Origin of the sequence: Streptomyces sp. NPDC091281 (assembly GCF_044757425.1) — a bacterium.
GTDB lineage: Bacteria > Actinomycetota > Actinomycetes > Streptomycetales > Streptomycetaceae > Streptomyces.
In genome coordinates, this window is sequence record NZ_JBIVUY010000003.1 from 325,417 (window position 1) to 342,410 (window position 16,994).

Annotated in this window: 6 protein-coding genes and 1 pseudogene; 5 read left to right on the plus strand and 2 right to left on the minus strand. The window is 76.2% G+C overall.

The genetic code is table 11. The annotated features are described in order from the left end of the window. Positions 1 to 3: 3 nt before the first annotated feature. The 5 genes from ACIQPQ_RS09820 to ACIQPQ_RS09840 all read left to right on the plus strand — a co-directional run bounded on the left by ACIQPQ_RS09820 (position 4) and on the right by ACIQPQ_RS09840 (position 5,187). Complete coding sequence (locus ACIQPQ_RS09820; RefSeq protein ID WP_401302086.1) at positions 4 to 1,605, plus strand: NDP-hexose 2,3-dehydratase family protein; 1,602 nt, start codon at positions 4 to 6, stop codon at positions 1,603 to 1,605. Beyond that, positions 1,589 to 2,371 (plus strand): NAD-dependent epimerase/dehydratase family protein, encoded by a 783-nt coding sequence (locus tag ACIQPQ_RS09825; RefSeq protein WP_383778617.1) that lies wholly within the window; start codon positions 1,589 to 1,591, stop codon positions 2,369 to 2,371. Before ACIQPQ_RS09820 ends, ACIQPQ_RS09825 begins: the two co-directional genes overlap by 17 nt. Before the next feature lie 172 nt (positions 2,372 to 2,543). Continuing rightward, entirely contained in the window at positions 2,544 to 3,533 is a 990-nt protein-coding gene (locus tag ACIQPQ_RS09830; RefSeq protein ID WP_401302089.1) for an ABC transporter ATP-binding protein, read from the plus strand. Positions 3,534 to 3,537: 4 nt separating this feature from the next. After that, positions 3,538 to 4,314: an ABC transporter permease gene (locus ACIQPQ_RS09835; protein WP_383778613.1), complete on the plus strand. Its 777-nt coding sequence runs from the start codon at positions 3,538 to 3,540 to the stop codon at positions 4,312 to 4,314. A gap of 78 nt (positions 4,315 to 4,392) precedes the next feature. Beyond that, the gene (locus tag ACIQPQ_RS09840) at positions 4,393 to 5,187 is read left to right on the plus strand and encodes an FkbM family methyltransferase (RefSeq protein WP_401302092.1); all 795 of its coding nucleotides are present in this window, start codon (positions 4,393 to 4,395) and stop codon (positions 5,185 to 5,187) included. 150 nt (positions 5,188 to 5,337) lie between these two features. Here ACIQPQ_RS09840 and ACIQPQ_RS09845 read toward each other — a convergent pair whose 3' ends face one another. Then, the gene (locus ACIQPQ_RS09845) at positions 5,338 to 6,408 is read right to left on the minus strand and encodes a ketoacyl-ACP synthase III family protein (protein ID WP_401302095.1); all 1,071 of its coding nucleotides are present in this window, start codon (positions 6,406 to 6,408) and stop codon (positions 5,338 to 5,340) included. A gap of 75 nt (positions 6,409 to 6,483) precedes the next feature. Then, positions 6,484 to 16,935, minus strand: a pseudogene (locus tag ACIQPQ_RS09850) (SDR family NAD(P)-dependent oxidoreductase); the annotation flags it as partial. Positions 16,936 to 16,994 lie beyond the last annotated feature (59 nt).

The window sequence follows — 16,994 nt, forward strand, 5'->3', positions numbered from 1 at the left end:
GCGATGCCTCACCTGAACCTGACCGGCCCCGACGCGGGGACCCCCACGACTCCCCCGCCCCGCTCCGCCCGCACAGGCCCGGCGCCGGCCGCGGACCTGGCCGCGCGGCTGGCCCGCTCGGCGACCGTGACCGGCGGCGAGGTCATGTCCGACGTGCGGTTCTTCGACTGGCTGGACGAGCGGCGCCGCGCCCACGGCCAGCAGGTGCGGCGGACCACGTTCGCGGAGCTGTCCGGCTGGCACTTCGCGCCGGGCACCGGGGATCTGGAGCATCGCAGCGGGCGGTTCTTCGCGGTGCGCGGGCTCCGGGTGCGGACCGACTTCGGGCCGGTGCGGGAGTGGCGGCAGCCGATCATCCAGCAGCCCGAGATCGGCATCCTCGGCATCGCGGTGCGGGAGATCGGCGGGGTGCTGCACTGTCTGCTCCAGGCGAAGGCCGAGCCGGGCAACGTCAACGGGGTGCAGCTCTCCCCGACCGTGCAGGCCACCAGGAGCAACTACACGCGGGTGCACGGCGGTTCGTCGGTGCCCTACCTGGACTGCTTCCGGGAGCCGGGCGCGCTCGGGCACCGGGTGCTGGCGGACGTGCTCCAGTCGGAGCAGGGCTCGTGGTTCCTGCGCAAACGCAACCGGAACATGGTCGTCGAGGTCGGTCCGGAGGTGGAGGCGGGCGAGGACTTCTGCTGGCTGACACTCCGTCAGATCGGTTTGCTGCTGCGGTACGAGAACCTGGTCAACATGGACGCCCGGACGGTGCTGTCCTGCCTGCCGGACTGGCAGCACGCCCCGGCGGCGAGCGCGGCGGAGGCGGCCTCGGACGTGGCGCTGCGCAGCTGGATCACCGGGCAGCAGAGCGAACGGGAGCTGGACACACGGCTGTTGGCGCTGCCCGAGGTGGAGGGGCACGGCTGGCACCGGGCGGACGACCGGATCTCCCACGAGCGGGGCCTGTTCTTCAGCATCGTGCCGGTGGACGTGGTGTCCGGGCGGCGGGAGGTGGCGTCCTGGTCGCAGCCGCTGCTGGAACCGCACGGCACGGGCACGATCGCGATGCTGGTGCGCCGGATCGGCGGCGTCCCGCACTGCCTGATGCAGGCACGGGTCGAACCCGGCTACCTCGACGTGATGGAGCTGGGTCCGACCGTGCAGTGCACGCCCGGCAACTACGCCCATCTGCCCGCCGGTTCACGCCCCCGCTTCCTGGACGCGGTGGAGGAGGCCCGCCCGGAGCGGGTGCTGTACGACACGGTGCTGTCGGAGGAGGGCGGACGGTTCCTGCACGCGCAGAACCGCTATCTGATCGTCGCGGTGGACGACACCGACCACACCGACGACACCAAGGGTGCGGGCGGCGTGGGTGATCCGTACGGCGAGGAGACGCCGCCGGACTTCCGGTGGGTGTCGCTGCGCCAGCTCGGCGAACTGCTGCGCCACAGCCACTACGTGAACGTGCAGGCGAGGACCCTGGTCGCCGCCCTGCGCACGGTGCCCGGCCTCGCCGGACCGGACCCGCTCACCGCCCGGCCCGTGCCCGCCGGTGGCGCCGTCGCGGGCCCGGCGGACGCCGCCGCGGACGGGGGTGAGGGCCGTGCGGATCATCGGTGAGGGGTTCCTCGCGCGGAACCTGGACGCCGCGTTCGGCGACCGCTTCCCCGGCTGGACGGCCGTCGCCTCCGGCGTCTCCAGCACGTCCACCACGACCGCCGCCGAGTACGGCCGGGAGGCCCGCCTCGTCCAGGACGTCCTCGCCGAGTGCCTGCGCGACGGACAGCGGCTGCTGTTCTTCTCCACCGCCTCCTTCGCCATGTACGGCTTCTCCGACCGCCCGGCCGCCGAGACCGACCCGGTGCGGCCCGCCAACGAGTACGGGCGGCACAAGCTGGCCCTGGAGGGCGCGGTGCGTTCCTCGGGCGCCGGGCACCTCGTGCTGCGGCTCAGCCATGTCGTGGGCCGCCACCAGCGCCCGCACCAACTGCTGCCCACCCTCGTGCGGAACGTCCTGGCGGGCGAGGTGACCGTCCACGAGGGCGCGCACCGCGACCTGCTGGACGTCGCGGACCTCGTGCACGCGGTCGGGCGGCTGCTCGCGGACGGTGTCACCGGCGAGGTCGTGAACGTCGCCTCGGGCGTGCCGCAGCCCGTGGAGGCGGTGGTCGCGGCGATCGAACGGCGGCTGCGCGCCACGCCCCGGCACGTACGCCGCCCCGGCTCCCCCGCCGTCACCCGCGCCTCGGTGGCCCGACTGCGGTCCCTCGTCCCGGACTTCCGCGCGGGCACCGCCGACGCCGACTACCTCGACGCCCTCCTCGACGCCTATCTGCCCTACTACGCGGCCCAGTCGGGCGGCCTCGCACCGCTGCCGGGCCGCTGACCCCCACCCGCTGCCCCGCCCGCCGCACCGCCACCCCTCGCGTCGCCACCCACCACGCCGGTACCCGCCGCACCGCTGTCGACCGCGCCGACACCTCCCCGGTCTGCGGGAACCCCTAGACATCTCCGGCACGCGCGGACCGGGGTGCTCCGGTTCCCCTAGCGTGGGGCGCATGATCGAGCTTGCAGGAGTGACCAAGCGCTACGGCGAGAAGGTGGTCGTCGACGACCTCACCTTCACCGTCCGTCCCGGCTGCGTCACGGGGTTCCTCGGCCCCAACGGCGCGGGCAAGTCCACCACCATGCGGATGATGCTCGGTCTCGACCGTCCCGCCGCGGGCACGGTCCTCATCGACGGCAGACCCTACGCCGCCCTGGAGGAACCCCTGCGGCACGTGGGCGCGCTGCTCGACGCCCGCGCGATGCACGAGGGCCGCAGCGCCTACCAGAACCTGCGCTGCCTGGCCCTCAGCAACCGCATCCCGCTGTCCCGCGTCGACGAGGTGCTGGACGAGGTCGGGCTGACCTCCGTCGCCAGGAAACGCTCCAAAGGCTTCTCGCTGGGCATGGGCCAGCGGCTCGGGATCGCGGCGGCGCTGCTGGGCGACCCGCGGATCGTGATGCTGGACGAGCCGGTCAACGGCCTGGACCCGGAGGGCATCCACTGGGTCCGCACCCTGATGAAGGACCTGGCGGCGCAGGGCCGCACGGTGTTCGTCTCCAGCCACCTGATGAGCGAGATGGCGCTGACCGCCGACCACCTCGTCGTCATCGGACGCGGCAAACTCCTCGCCGACACCGGCATGCAGGAGTTCATCGACGACAACTCCCGTTCCGTGGTGCGGATACGGACGCCCGAGCCGGAGAAGCTGCGGGACGCGCTGTCCGCCGAGGGCATCGACGTCGAGGAGCGCCCCGAGGGCGTCTTCGAGGTGTCCGGGGAGCCGGTGGAGCGGCTCGGCGCGCTGGCCTTCGAGCACCGGGTGCCGCTGCACGAGCTGAGCCCGCAGCACGCCTCCCTGGAGGAGGCGTTCATCAAGCTGACCGGCGAGTCGGCGGAGTACCGCACGGGGCCGCTCGCCCCCGCCCCGGCCGCGGTCCCGGCGGCCGACGCCGCCGACGGCGACCGGGCCGCCGCGCAGCCCACCGGAACGGAGTCCTGACCCCATGTCCGCAACCACCGCGACCACCGCGACCCTGCGCTCCGAGTGGGCGAAGCTCACCTCGGTCCGCTCCACGGGCTGGACGCTGTTCGCCGCGTTCGCGGTCACCGTCGCCTTCGGCACCCTGATCAGCGCGCTGTCCAACGCCCAGTACGACGACCTCTCCCAGCAGGACAAGCTGACCTTCGACGCGGCCGGGACCAGCTTCACGGGCGGCGTGCTCGGCCAGTTGGCGATGATCGCCTTCGGGGTGATGGTCATCGGCGGCGAGTACAGCACCGGCATGATCCGCAACTCGCTGGCCGCGGTGCCCCGCAGGGGCCTGTTCTACTTCGGGAAGCTGACGGTGGCGACCGGCGCGGCGCTGGTCGTCGCGCTCGCCACCAGCTTCGTCACCTTCTTCGCCGGTCAGGCCGTCCTCGGCTCGCACAGCACGACGATCGGCGCGGAGAACGTGCTGCGGGCCACGCTCGGCGCCGGGCTGTACATGACGCTGATGGCGGTGTTCTCGATGGGCGTGGCGACCATGCTGCGCAGCTCCATGCTCTCCATGGGCATCCTCATGCCGTTCTTCTTCCTCGTGACGCAGATCCTGGTGTCGGTGCCGGGCGCGAAGGACGTCGCCCACTACCTGCCCGACCAGGCGGGCGCGGCGATGGCCCGGACGGTGCCGCTGGACGACGTGCCCTACGGGCCGGGCGGCGGCCTGCTGATCATGCTGCTGTGGGTGGCGGCGTCGGTCCTCGGCGGCTATCTCGTGCTGCGCGGCCGGGACGCGTGACCGGCCGCCGGAAGTCTAGGAATTGCCCGGCTCCGGCCCCGGCACACTGAGCAGCAACCCACGGCCCAGGGAGCATTCATGACCGACATCAGGTCCGTTCAGGTCGCCGACGGCGTCTCCGTCTTCGTGCCGCAGACGGAGGGGGCGCTGTTCTCCGAAGTCGACTTCATCTACAACGAGATATTCGTCGAACGCACCTACCTCAAGCACGGCATCGAGCTGTCCGACGGCGCGCGCATCGTGGACGCGGGCGCCAACGTGGGTCTGTTCTCGCTGTTCATGAAGCAGGAGTTCCCCGGCGCGCGCATCCTCGCCTTCGAGCCCATCCCCGCCATCCACCAGGCGCTGCTGGAGAACCTCGACAGCCACGGCGCGAAGGACGTGGAGGTGGTCCGCTCCGCGCTCGGCAGCCGCCACGAGGAGCAGGTGCGGTTCACGTTCTACCCGGCGCTGCCCGGCAACTCCACCCGCTACCCGGAGCAGAAGAAGGTCGGGCAGGAGCTGACGATCGAGCAGATCGGCCAGGAGGCGGTGGACGCCATCATGGCCGGCGTGGAGGTGGAGGCCGAGGTCAACCGGCTCTCCGACGTGCTGCGCGGCTGGGCCCCCGAGGGCGACATCGACCTGCTGAAGATCGACGTCGAGGGCGCCGAGCTGGAGGTCATGCGCGGGCTGGACGCGGCGGACTGGCAGCGGGTGCGGCAGGCGGTCGTCGAGGTGCAGGACCTGGACGGGCGGCTCGCGGAGGTGCGGGACATCCTCGCCGCGCAGGGCTTCGCCGTGACGGTGGAGAGCGCGGCCAACCTGCCCGAGGTGTACCGCTACTCGATGGTCTACGCCCGCCGCGAGGCCGGCACCGGAACGGACGCGTGACGCACGACGGCTGAACGGCCGGCGGCCGGACAGCGGTCGGCCGACCCCCTGACGGACGACCGCTGACGGCCGGCACGGCTGACGCCCCCACGAGCAGGACCCGGCACTCATCCCCCCGGTGCCGGGTCCTTTCCGTTGCCCGCCCCCGGTTCAGCGCGCGGGACGCGGGGTGCTCTCCTCCCGCGCCCAGTCGGGGATGTCGAGGACGGTGAGGACGGCCGAGGTGGACACCCAGCCGGACGCGGACGTCGTCATCAGGACGTGGTCGCCGGGTTCCACCAGGCCGTCGAGCAGCAGGTGGTTGAGGGAGACGGCCATGTCGCAGGCGCCCATGTGCCCGTACTCCTTGCCGAAGTCCCAGGTGGAGCGGGACATCGGCAGGCCCAGCGGCTGCATCTTCATCTGGTCGATCATGCGGGAGTCGCTGTTCGCGGCGATCACCCAGCGCAGGTCGGACGCGTTCAGCTCGGCGTCGACCAGCGAGCGGTGCACGATGTCCAGCTCGAAGTCCCGCATGATCTCCATGCACTTGTCGAGCGGCATCACGTGCTGGTTGAAGTACGACAGCAGTTCCATCGTCCCGGACGCCTTGCGCTCCTCCTCGCGGAACGGCAGGAGGCTCTCCTCGCCGCGGTGCCACTGCTCCAGCTCGGGCGCGGTGCCCGAGTTGAGGGCGCGCAGGGCGGCGAAGCCGCTGTCGGCGCTGAGCAGGACGGCGGCGCCGCCGTCGCTGGCGGTGAACCCGGTGCCGAAGCCCGTCCAGCGGTTGATGAGGGGGCTGGTGAAGTTCTCCGCGGCGGTGACGAGCGCGGTCTCGGCGCGGGCGGCGCCGGACAGCTGGCCGACGGCGACCTCGATCCCGGCGAGCAGGCCGTTGGAGTGCTGGCGCACGTCGGTGCTGGCCACGCCGACCGCGCCGAGTTCGCGCAGCACGTAGCCGGGCGGGTAGAAGCCTTCGGGGCCGTGCTGGACGGCCGTGCAGTGGACGTGGAAGTCGAGGTCGTCGACGTCGGCGTCCGAGCGGCGGAAGGCGTGCCGGGCGGCGGCCACGGCCATGTCCAGGGCGGGCAGGTCGCCCGCGATGTAGGCGGCGGTCAGGCCGGTGCCGTACTGGACGGAGTACTCGTCGTAGAGCCCCTCCTCGACCGCCTGCTCGACGCTCACCCACTGCTCGGGGATGTACGCCCCGACCGTGTCGACGTAGATGCCGTCCGTCTTCATCTGTGACCGTTCTCCTTGGATGTCGTGGGGGAAGTGGGGTGGGGGGACAGACGGGCGGAGGCGCCCGGCGCCGGTTCAGGGGCGCAGGAGTTCCTCCTTGAGGTGGAGGGCGAGCCGTCCGGGGGTGTCGACCTCGAACAGCACGGCCGCGGGCAGCCGCAGGCCGGTGGTCTCGCGCAGCCGGTTGCGCAGGGCGAACGCGGTCAGCGAGTTGAGGCCGATGTCGCGGAAGGCGCGGCTGGTGTCCACGTCGTCGGGGGTGGGGTACTGGAGCACGGCCGCCACGTCCGCGCGCACCAACTCGGTGAGGACGGCGTCGCGTTCGGCGTCGTCGAGCCCGGCCAGTCTACGGCGCAGGGTGCGCAGCGCGCCCGCGCCTCCGGGCTGTCCGGCCCGCCGTCGGACGGGCGGCCCGGTGAGGCTCCACAGCGGGGCCGCGAGGCCGGGGTTCCCGGCGCGCCCGGCGAGTGCCGGTCCGTCGGGGCGCAGCACCAGCGCGGTCGGCGCGGCGAGCGCGCGGGCCGCGTCGAAGAGGCCGAGGGCGGCGGTGGACGGCAGGGGCGCGAGCCCGGCGGGCGGGCGTCCGGCGGGCGGGCGTCCGGCGGGCGCGCTGTCCGTGGTGCCGACCGGGTCGGCGGCGTAGGGGCGCCAGGGGCCGAAGGCGACGGTGGTCGTGGCGGGGCGGTGGTGGGCGAGGGCGTCGAGGAAGGCGGCGAGGGCGGCCGGGGCGCCGTGTCCGGCGTCGCCGACGGTGCCCGCGGCGTCGGAGAGGAGGTACAGGGGCAGCGCGGGGTCGAGGGTCGCGGTGAGGGCGAGGGCGGCGCTGAGTTCGGCGGTGAGGGCGTCCTCGGGGCCGCCGGGGCCGGGCCGGGGCGGGACCGCCGCGTGGACGACGGCGCTCACGGGGTGGGCGGCGGCGAGCAGGGCGGCGAGGGCGGTGCGGTCGCCGGGGTCGCAGGTGGTGACGGTGGCGTCGGCGCCGAGCGCGGTGAGGTCGGCGGCGAGCCGGGCCGGGGCGGCGCCCGCCCCGGCGGGGGCGGCGAGCAGGAGCCGTAGGGCGCCGTGGCGGGTCACCAGGTGGCGGGCGACGGCGGCGGCGGCCGGGTGGTAGGCGCCGGTCACCAGGACGGTTCCGTCGGCGCCGACCGGCGGCGCCGGGTGCGTCGGCGTGGGGGCCGGGGCGAGCCGGGGCACCCGTACGGTCCCCCGGACCACGGCGAGTTGGGGTTCGGGGGTGGTGAGGGCGGCGGGCAGGGCGCGCCAGGAGGGGCGGCGGCCGTCGAGGTCGGCGAGGACGAGCCGGCCGGGGTCGGCGGTCTGCGCGGAGCGGACCGCGCCCCAGACGGCGGCGGCGACCGGGTCGGGGGTGGCCGGGTCCTCGGTGGCGGTGAGCGAGCCCTCGGTGAGGAACACCAGCCGGGCGGAGGCGAACCGTTCGTCGGACAGCCAGCGCGCGACGAGCGCCGTGGCGTGCCCGACGGCGTCCACGGCCGTCCCGGCGGCGGTGGCGGGGTCGGCCGGTCCGGCGGGGACGGCGGACAGCACGGTGGTGGGCGGGGCGGTGCCCGCGTCGACCGCCTTGGCTAGCGCCTCCAGGGTGTCGTACGCCTCGGTGTAGACGCCTGCCTTCATGAGGGCGGCGCGGGCGCCGAGCGGGTCGGGGCCGACGAGCGCCCAGTGCGGGCGTCCGCCGGGCGCCTCGCAGGCGACGGTGGGCCACTCGACGCGCAGCAGCGGGCCCTGTCCGGCGGCGCGGGCGGCGTGCAGCCGGTCCGGGTCGGCGGGGCGCAGCCGGACGGAGGCGGCGGAGGCGACGGGCAGGCCGTCGTCGTCGGCCGCCGCGAGGGCGACGGTGTCGGGGCCGGTGCGGGTCAGGCGCACCCGCAGCGCGGTGGCCCCGGCCGCGTGGAGCGTCGTCCCGTGCCACGCGTCGGGGTCGACGGGCGTGTCCGGGGCCGTACGGGCGAGGGCGCGCAGGGCGGTGGCGAGGAGCGCCGGGTGCAGGGCGTGCCCGAGCCCGGCGGTCCGCTCCGCGGGCGGGAGCGTCACCTCGGCGTACAGCTCGTCGCCGCGCCGCCACAGGCCGGTCAGTCCGTCGAGGCCGGTGGCGTCGGCGGGTTCGGCGTCGGCGGGGGGCCATACGTCGAGGTCGAAGGCGGGCGGTGCGGCGGCGGGCCGCAGCACGGCGTGCGCGTGCCGGGTCCAGGGGGTGCCGGGCAGGGCTCCGGCGGGGCGGGAGTGGACGCGCAGCGGGCGGTCCCCGGCGTCGTCGGGCTCGCCGACCGTGACGCGCAGCCGGACCTCCTCCCCCTCGGGCAGTGCGAGGGGGGTCTCGGTGGTGAGGTCGGCGACGAGGTCGCAGCCGACGTGGTCCCCGGCGAGCAGGGCGAGTTCGAGCAGGACCGTGCCCGGCACGGCACCGGAGCGGGGGTCCGCGCCGTAGGCGGCGGCGGAAGCCGGGGACAGCGTCCCGGTCAGCAGCAGCCCGCCGGGCTCCGGGAGTTCGAGGACCGCATCGAGCAACTCGGGCCGCTCCCCCGCCGCGTCGGGCGCGGCGGCTGTGCCGGGGTCGGCGGTCAGCCAGTAGTGCCGGCGGTGGAAGGCGTACGTCGGCAGCGGCACCCGGCGGGCCCCGGCGGGCGCGAGGACGGCCGCCCAGTCGACGGGGACGCCCCGGACGTGGAGGCGGGCGAGGAGGGGGGTGAGGTCGGCGGCGTCCGTGAACAGGCTGTCGTCGGAGGGATGTTGGCCCTCGACGGCGGGTGCGCCCTCGGGGCCTGACACGGGGGCGGAGGCGTGGGCGGGGGCCGGGCCGACGGTGACGACGGCCGGGTGTCCGCCGTCCGGCAGGGTCAGCGGGTCCGGGTCGCCGTCGGAGAGTCCGGCCCCGGTTCCGGCGGCCGTTCCGTCAGCCGGGCCGTCCGCGAGGGACGCGGCCCACGCGGTGCCGTCGGTGGCGTCCTCCGTCTCCAGCCAGCGTCCCAGTGCCGTCGAGCGGAAGGGGAGTTCGGCGGGGCCGAGGAGGACCGGGGGCAGGTCGCCGTCCGGGGTGCGGCCGTGGTGGACGGCGAGCCGGGCGGCGGTGCCGGTGTCCAGGAGTCCGGCGACGCGGGCCGCCGCGATCTCCCCGGTGCCCCGGCCGGTGACGGCCGCCGGTACGACGCCGCGGGATCGCAGCAGCGCGGCGGCGGCCACGGCGACCGCCCAGCCGAGCGGCACCGCGATCTCGGGCCGCTCGCGCCAGTCGGGTTCGGCGCGCCCGGCGAGGACGTCGGCGGGGTTCCAGTCGACCAGTCCGGCCAGGGCCCTGCCGCAGGTGTCGAGGGCGGCGGTGAACGCGGGCGCGGTCGTCGCGAGCGGGGCGAGGGCGGCGGTCCAGGCGGGGTCGGCGGGCGGGAAGGCGAGGACGACGGACGGGGACGCGGCGGGCGCGACGCCCTGGGCCGTGGTCCCGGCCGGGTCCGGGGTGCCGTCCGCGAGGGCCGCGAGGGCGGTCAGCGCGGCGGCCCGGTCGGGGACGGTGAGGACGGCGCGGTGGTCCAGCGCGGAGCGCGTGGTGGCCAACGACAGCGCCACGTCGGCGAGTCGGGTGCCCGGCCGCTCGGTGAGGAAGGCGTGCAGCCGGGCGGCCTGCCCGCGCAGGGCCTCGGGTCCGCTCGCGGACAGCGCCAGCGGCACACCGCCGGACAGCGCCCCGGAACCCGCGGACTCCCCTGCGGGGAAGGCGTCTTCGCCGCCGGACTCCCCTGCGGCGACGGCGGGTTCGCGCGGTGCCTCCTCCACGATGACGTGGGCGTTGGTGCCGCTGATGCCGAACGCGGAGACCCCGGCGCGGCGCGGCCGGTCGCCCGCGGGCCAGGGCACGTCGGTGAGCAGCGGGGACACCGCGCCCGCCGACCAGTCGACGTGCGGGGTGGGCGGGTCGGCGTGCGGGGTGCGGGGCAGGACGCCGTGGCGCATCGCCATGACCATCTTGATGACACCGCCCGCGCCCGAGGCGGCCTGCGTGTGGCCGATGTTGGCCTTCATCGACCCCAGCCACAGGGGCTGTTCGCGGTCCTGGCCGTAGGTGGCGAGGAGGGCCTGCGCCTCGATGGGATCGCCCAGCGGGGTGCCGGTGCCGTGCGCCTCGACGGCGTCCACGTCGGCGGGGGCGAGCGCGGCGGCCGCCAGCACCTGCCGGATGAGGCGGCGCTGGGCGGGACCGCTGGGCGCGGTCAGGCCGTTGGAGGCGCCGTCCTGGTTGACGCCGCTGGCGGCGAGGCGGGCGAGGACGGTGTGGCCGCGGCGGCGGGCGTCGGAGAGCCGTTCGAGGAGCAGCAGGCCGACGCCCTCGGCCCAGTTGGTGCCGTCGGCGTCGGCGGCGAAGGGCTTGCAGCGGCCGTCGGCGGCGAGGGTGCGCTCACGGCTGAACGCCACCCACGGGTCGGGGCGGGACATGACGGCGACGCCGCCCGCGAGGGCGAGGTCGCACTCCCCCGCGCGCAGCGCCTGCGCGGCGAGGTGCAGGGCGACCAGGGAGGAGGAGCAGGCGGTGTCGACGGCGACACAAGGCCCCTCCAGGCCGAAGGCGTAGGACACGCGCCCGGCGGCGACGTTGCCCGCGGTGCCCTGCTGCATCCCGGAGGCGTAGTCGTGGTAGGTGACGCCCGTGAAGACGCCGGTGCGGCTGCCGCGCAGGGCGGTGGGGGCGATCCCGGCGCGTTCGAAGACCTCCCAGGAGGTCTCCAGGAGCAGCCGCTGCTGGGGGTCCATGGCCAGGGCCTCGCGTGGTGCCAGGCCGAACGGTTCGGCGTCGAACTCGCCCGCGTCGTGCAGGAATCCGGCGCGCCGCACATAGGTGGTGCCGGGGCGGTCGGAGTCGGGGTCGTAGAGGGCGTCGAGGTCCCAGCCCCGGTCGGCGGGGAACGGGCCGAGGCCGTCGCCGCCGGTGGAGACGAGCCGCCACAGCGCCTCGGGCGAGTCGACGCCGCCGGGGTAGCGGCAGCCCATGCCGACGATGACGACGGGGTCGTCGTCGGCGGCGGCCGGCGCCGGGGCCGGGGTGCCGTCCGCGTCCGGGGCGGTGGCGTCGAGGCCGAGTTCGGCGGCGAGGTGCCGGACGAGGGCGGCGGGGGTGGGGTGGTCGTAGACGAGGGTCGGGGGCAGCCGCAGTCCGGTCTCCTGGCTGAGCCGGTTGCGGAGGGTGACGGCGGCGAGCGAGTCGAAGCCGAGTTCCTTGAAGGGCTTCTCGGCGCCGACCTGGTCGGCGGTGTCGTAGCCGAGGAGGGCGGCGACCTGTGCGGTGACGAGGCCGGTGACGGCGGCCCGGCGGCGGGCGCGGGGCAGCGCGGCGACCCGGCGGGCGAACCCGCCGTCCGCGCCGCCGCCGTCCGCTCCGGTGGCCCCGCGGCGCACGGTGACGCGCACCGACTCGCGCAGCAGCGGCGGCAGTTCGCCGGTGGTGGCGCGGGAGCGCAGCGCGGCGGTGTCCAGCCGCAGGGCCAGCAGCAGGGCCGCCGGGGTGGTGACGGCGGCGTCGAAGAGGGCGAGTCCGTGGTCGGCGCCGAGCGGCACGACGCCCTGCGCGGCCGTACGGGCGGTGTGGGCGGCGTCGAGTCCGGCGGTCATGCCGGCCGTGTTCTCCCAGGGGCCCCAGGCGATGGAGGTGCCGGGCAGTCCGGCGGCGCGGCGGTGCTGGGCGAGGGCGTCGAGGAAGGTGTTGGCGGCGGCGTAGTTGGCCTGGCCGGGGTTGCCGAGGAGACCGGCCGCCGAGGAGAAGGTGACGAACGCCGTGAGGGGCAGGCCGCGGGTCAGGGCGTGCAGGTGGGCGGCGGCGGTGACCTTGGCGCGCAGGACGGTGGCCAGGCGGCCGGGGGTGAGGGAGGTGAGGAGGCCGTCGTCGAGGGCGCCCGCGGTGTGCACGACGGCCCGCAGCGGCCGGTCCTCGGGCAGGTCGGCGAGGAGGGCGGCCAGGGCGTCCCGGTCGGCGACGTCGCAGGCCCGGACGGTGACCTCGGCGCCGAGCGCGGTGAGGTCGGCGCGCAGCCGGTCAGCGCCGGGGGCGTCCGGGCCGGACCGGCTGACCAGCAGCAGCCGCCGTACGCCGTGCCCGGTGACCAGGTGGCGGGCGAGCAGGCCGCCGAGCCCGCCGGTGCCGCCGGTGACGAGGACGGTGCCGTCGGGGCCGAAGGCGGCGACCGGCCCGCCGTCGGCGGCCGGAGGTGCGGCCGGGGCGCCGTCGGTGCCGGTGCGGGCCGTCCGGGCGCGGGGGGCGAGGAGGGCGCCGGAGCGGACGGCGAGCTGGGGTTCGTCGGCGTGCGCGGCGGCGGCCAGGAGCACCGCCGGGTCGGCCGGGTCGGCGGGGTCGGGGTCGCGGTCGACCAGGACGAAGCGGCCGGGGTGTTCGGACTGGGCGGTGCGGACCAGGCCCCACAGCGGGGCGTGCGCGAGGTCGGGCACCTGGTCGCCGGGGAGCGCGGCGACGGCGCCCCGGGTGAGGACGGCGAGCCGGGCGGTGTCGAGCCGGTCGTCGGCCAGCCACTCCTGGAGGGTGGTGAGGAGGTGCGCGGTGCTGTCGTGGGCGGCCGCGGCGAGCGTGTCCGGGTCGTCGGCCGGGTCGGCGGCGGGGCCGGTGGCGCCGACGGGCAGCAGGACGGTGGCCGGGGGTGCCGTGCCGTCGTCGAGGGCGGCGCGCAGGGCGGTCAGGTCGGGGTGGGCGCGTACGGTCGCCCCGTCGGCGGCGAGCCGGTCGGCGAGGCCGTCCGGGTCGGCGCCCAGGACGGCCCAGGCGCCGTCGGCGGCGCCCGCGGCGGGGACGGGCGTCCACGCGACGGTGTGGAGCCCGTCGGCGGGGCGGCCGTCGTCGAGGGCGGTGACGGGCAGCGGGGTGAGGTCGACGCGGTCGACCGTGACCAGGGGCCGTCCCTCGGGGTCGGTGAGGGTGAGGGCGGCGTGGCCGGTGGCGGCGCCGGTCACCCGGAGGCGGGCGGTGCGGGCGCCGGTGGCGTGCACGGTGAGGCCCTGCCAGCGGTCGGCGCGCAGGACGTGCCCGTCGGGCGCCGGGGGCGCGGCGGACAGGGCGGCCTGCACGGCGGCTTCGAGCAGCGCGGGGTGCACGGGGTGGCGGTCCGGGCCGCCGTCCCCCTGGTCGGCGGGTGTGTCGGGGAGGGCGCGGGCGTCGGGGACGGCGAGGTCGGCGTACAGGTCGCCGTCGTGGCGCCACAGGGCGCGGACGCCGCGGTGGGCGGGGCCGTAGGTGTGTCCGCGGGCGGCGAGCCGGTCGTACAGGGTGTCGGTGTCGACGGGTTCGGCGCCGTCGGGCGGGGTGGTGGCCGGGAGGTCGGCGGGGGTCGCCGCGGGCCGGGCGGTGAGGGTGCCTTCGGCGTGGCGGCGCCAGGGGTGGTCGGGGGTGTCGTCGTCGGGCCGGGAGTGGACGGTGACGGTGCGACGGCCGTCGAGGTCGGCGGCGGTGACGTGGATCTGCATGCGGACGGCGCCGCGGGCGGGCAGGGGCAGCGGCGTGTGGAGGGTCAGGTCCTCCAGGGCGGTGCAGCCCGCCTCGTCGCCCGCACGGACGGCGAGGTCGACGAGGACGGACGCGGGCAGCAGCGGGACGCCCGCGGTGTCCTGGTCGGCGAGGTCGCCGTGGGCGCGGGCGGAGAGCCGTCCGGTGAGCAGGACGCCGCCGCCCGCGGCGAGTTCGACGGTGGCGGCGAGCAGCGGGTGCCGGGCGGCGCCGAGTCCGGCGGCGCGCAGTCCGGCCGTGCCGGTGGCGGTCGCGGGCAGCCAGGCGCGGCGGCGCTGGAAGACGTACGTGGGCAGCGGTACGGCGGGGGCGGCCGGGGTGGGCGCGGTGAGGTGGCGGGTCCAGTCGACGGGCGCGCCGCGGGTGTGGAGCGCGGCGAGGGCGGTCTCGAAGGCGAGGGCGCCGGGGGTGCCGGGGGTCTGGGCGGGCACGGCGAGCACGTCGTCGGGTGCGGGCAGGCTGTGCGCGGCGAGGGCGGTGAGGGTGCCGTCGGGGCCGAGTTCGAGGCAGCGGGTGACACCGAGGCCGGGGAGGGCGTGGACGGCGTCGGCGAAGCGGACGGCGTGCCGGACGTGCCGGACCCAGTACTCGGGGTCGGTGAGGTCGTCCGGTTCGGCGGGGCGGCCGGTGAGGTCGGAGACGACGGTGAACCGGGGTGCCTGGTAGGTGAGTTCGGCGGCGACGCGGCGGAACTCCCGCAGCATGGGTTCCATGAGCGGGGAGTGGAAGGCGTGACTGACCCGCAGCGCGGTCACCTTGCGGTCGAGGCCGCGGAAGTGCGCGGCGATCTCCTCGACCGCCCCCGCCTCCCCCGAAACGACCACCGCTCGTGGCCCGTTGACCGCCGCGATCCCGACACGGTCCGCGTCGAGGAGGGGCAGCACCTCGTCCTCGGACGCCTGGAGCGCCGTCATCGCACCGCCCTCCGGCAGCGCCTGCATCAACCGGCCCCGCGCCGCCACCAGCTTGCACGCGTCCGCGAGCGACCAGACCCCGGCCACGTGTGCGGCGGCGATCTCGCCGATCGAGTGGCCGAGGACGACGTCGGGCCGTACCCCGAAGGACTCCGTGAGGCGGAACTGGGCGACCTGGAGGGCGAAGAGGGCGGGCTGGGCGTAGCCGGTGCGGTCGAGGAGGTCGGTGCGGGCGCCGAACACGACGTCGTGGAGGGGGTGTTCGAGGGTGGCGTCGATCTGGGCGCACACCTCGTCGAAGGCGTCGGCGAACACCTCGTGGGTGTCGTAGAGGTCGCGGCCCATGCCGGGCCGCTGGGCGCCCTGGCCGGAGAAGAGGAAGGCGGTGCGGCCGGGCGCGGCGGCGGAGCCGGTGACGAGGCCGGGCCGGGTGCGGCCGTCGGCGGCGGCGTCGAGCCCGGTCAGGAGGTCGTCCGTGTCGGTGCCGAGCAGGACGGCGCGTTCCTCGAAGGCGGTGCGGGTGGTGAGGAGGGCGGCGGCGACATGGGCCGGGTCCACGGGGTGCGCGGCCTGCGTGGGAGCGTCCGTGGGTTCGGCGGTGGTGCGGGCGCGGAGGAAGGCGGCGAGGGCGCGGGCCTGGGCGCGGAGCGCGGCGGGGGTGCGGCCGGAGACGATCCAGGGCACGGAGCCGGAGGGCAGCCGCAGCGCGGGCGGGGCGGCGGCGGTGCCGGGTTCGGGGGCCGCGGGTTCGGGGGCCTGGGCGAGGACGACGTGGGCGTTGGTGCCGGAGACGCCGAACGCGGAGACGGCGGCGCGGCGCGGGGTCTCGGGGCGGTCGGGCCAGGGGGTGGTGTCCTGGACGAGCCGTACGGCGCCGGAGTTCCAGTCGACGCGGGAGGTGGGTTCGTCGGCGTGGAGGGTGCGCGGGAGGGTGCCGTGCCGCATGGCGAGGACCATCTTGATGACCCCGGCGACCCCGGCGGCGGCCTGGGTGTGGCCGATGTTGGACTTCACCGATCCGAGCCGGACGGGCCGTTCGCGGTCCTGGCCGTAGGTGGCGAGGAGGGCCTGCGCCTCGATGGGGTCGCCGAGGGCGGTGCCGGTGCCGTGCGCCTCGACGGCGTCGACGTCGGAGGCGTCGAGCCCGGCTGACGCCAACGCGGCCCGGATGACGCGCTGTTGGGAGGGTCCGTTGGGGGCGGTGAGGCCGTTGGAGGCGCCGTCCTGGTTGACGGCCGACCCGGCGACGACGGCGAGGACGCGGTGGCCGTTGCGGCGGGCGTCGGAGAGCCGTTCGACGACGAGGACGCCGACGCCCTCGCCCCAGGCGGTGCCGTCGGCGCCCTCCGCGAACGCCTTGCACCGGCCGTCGGCGGAGAGCCCGCGCTGCCGCGAGAACTCGACGAACGCCCCCGGCGTCGACATCACCGTCACACCACCGGCCAGCGCGAGGTCGCACTCCCCGGACCGCAGCGCCTGCACCGCGAGATGCAGGGCGACCAGCGACGACGAGCAGGCCGTGTCCACGGTGACCGCGGGACCCTCCAGGCCGAGCACGTAGGAGACGCGGCCGGAGAGGACGGAGGCGGTGATGCCGGTGGTGAGGTGGCCGTCGGACTCCTCGGGGTGGCCGAGGAGGACTGCGAGGTAGTCCTGCCCGTTGGTGCCCGCGAAGACGCCGGTGCGGCTGCCGCGCAGGCCGGCCGGGTCGATGCCGGTGCGCTCCAGGGCCTCCCAGGACGTCTCCAGCAGCAGCCGCTGCTGCGGGTCCATGGTGCGGGCCTCGCGGGGCGAGATGTCGAAGAACGTCGAGTCGAACAGCGGCGCGTCGTGGAGGAACGCGCCGCGGCGGGCGTACGAGGTGCCGGTGCCGCCCGCCGGGTCGAGGACGGCGTCGAGGTCCCAGCCGCGGTCGGCGGGCAGGTCGGTGACGGCGTCCCGGCCCTCCGCGAGGAGTCGCCAGAACGCCTCGGGGGTGTCCGCGCCGCCGGGGAACCGGCAGCCGAGGCCGACGATCGCGACCGGTTCCTGACGGCTCGCCTCGGCGTCCTGGAGGCGCTTGCGGGTCTGCCGGAGGTCAGCCGTCACCCGCTTGAGGTAGTCCCTCAGCTTGTCCTCGGTGCTGGCGGTGCTGGCCATCGTGTTCCACTTCCTCGCGCTCGCGA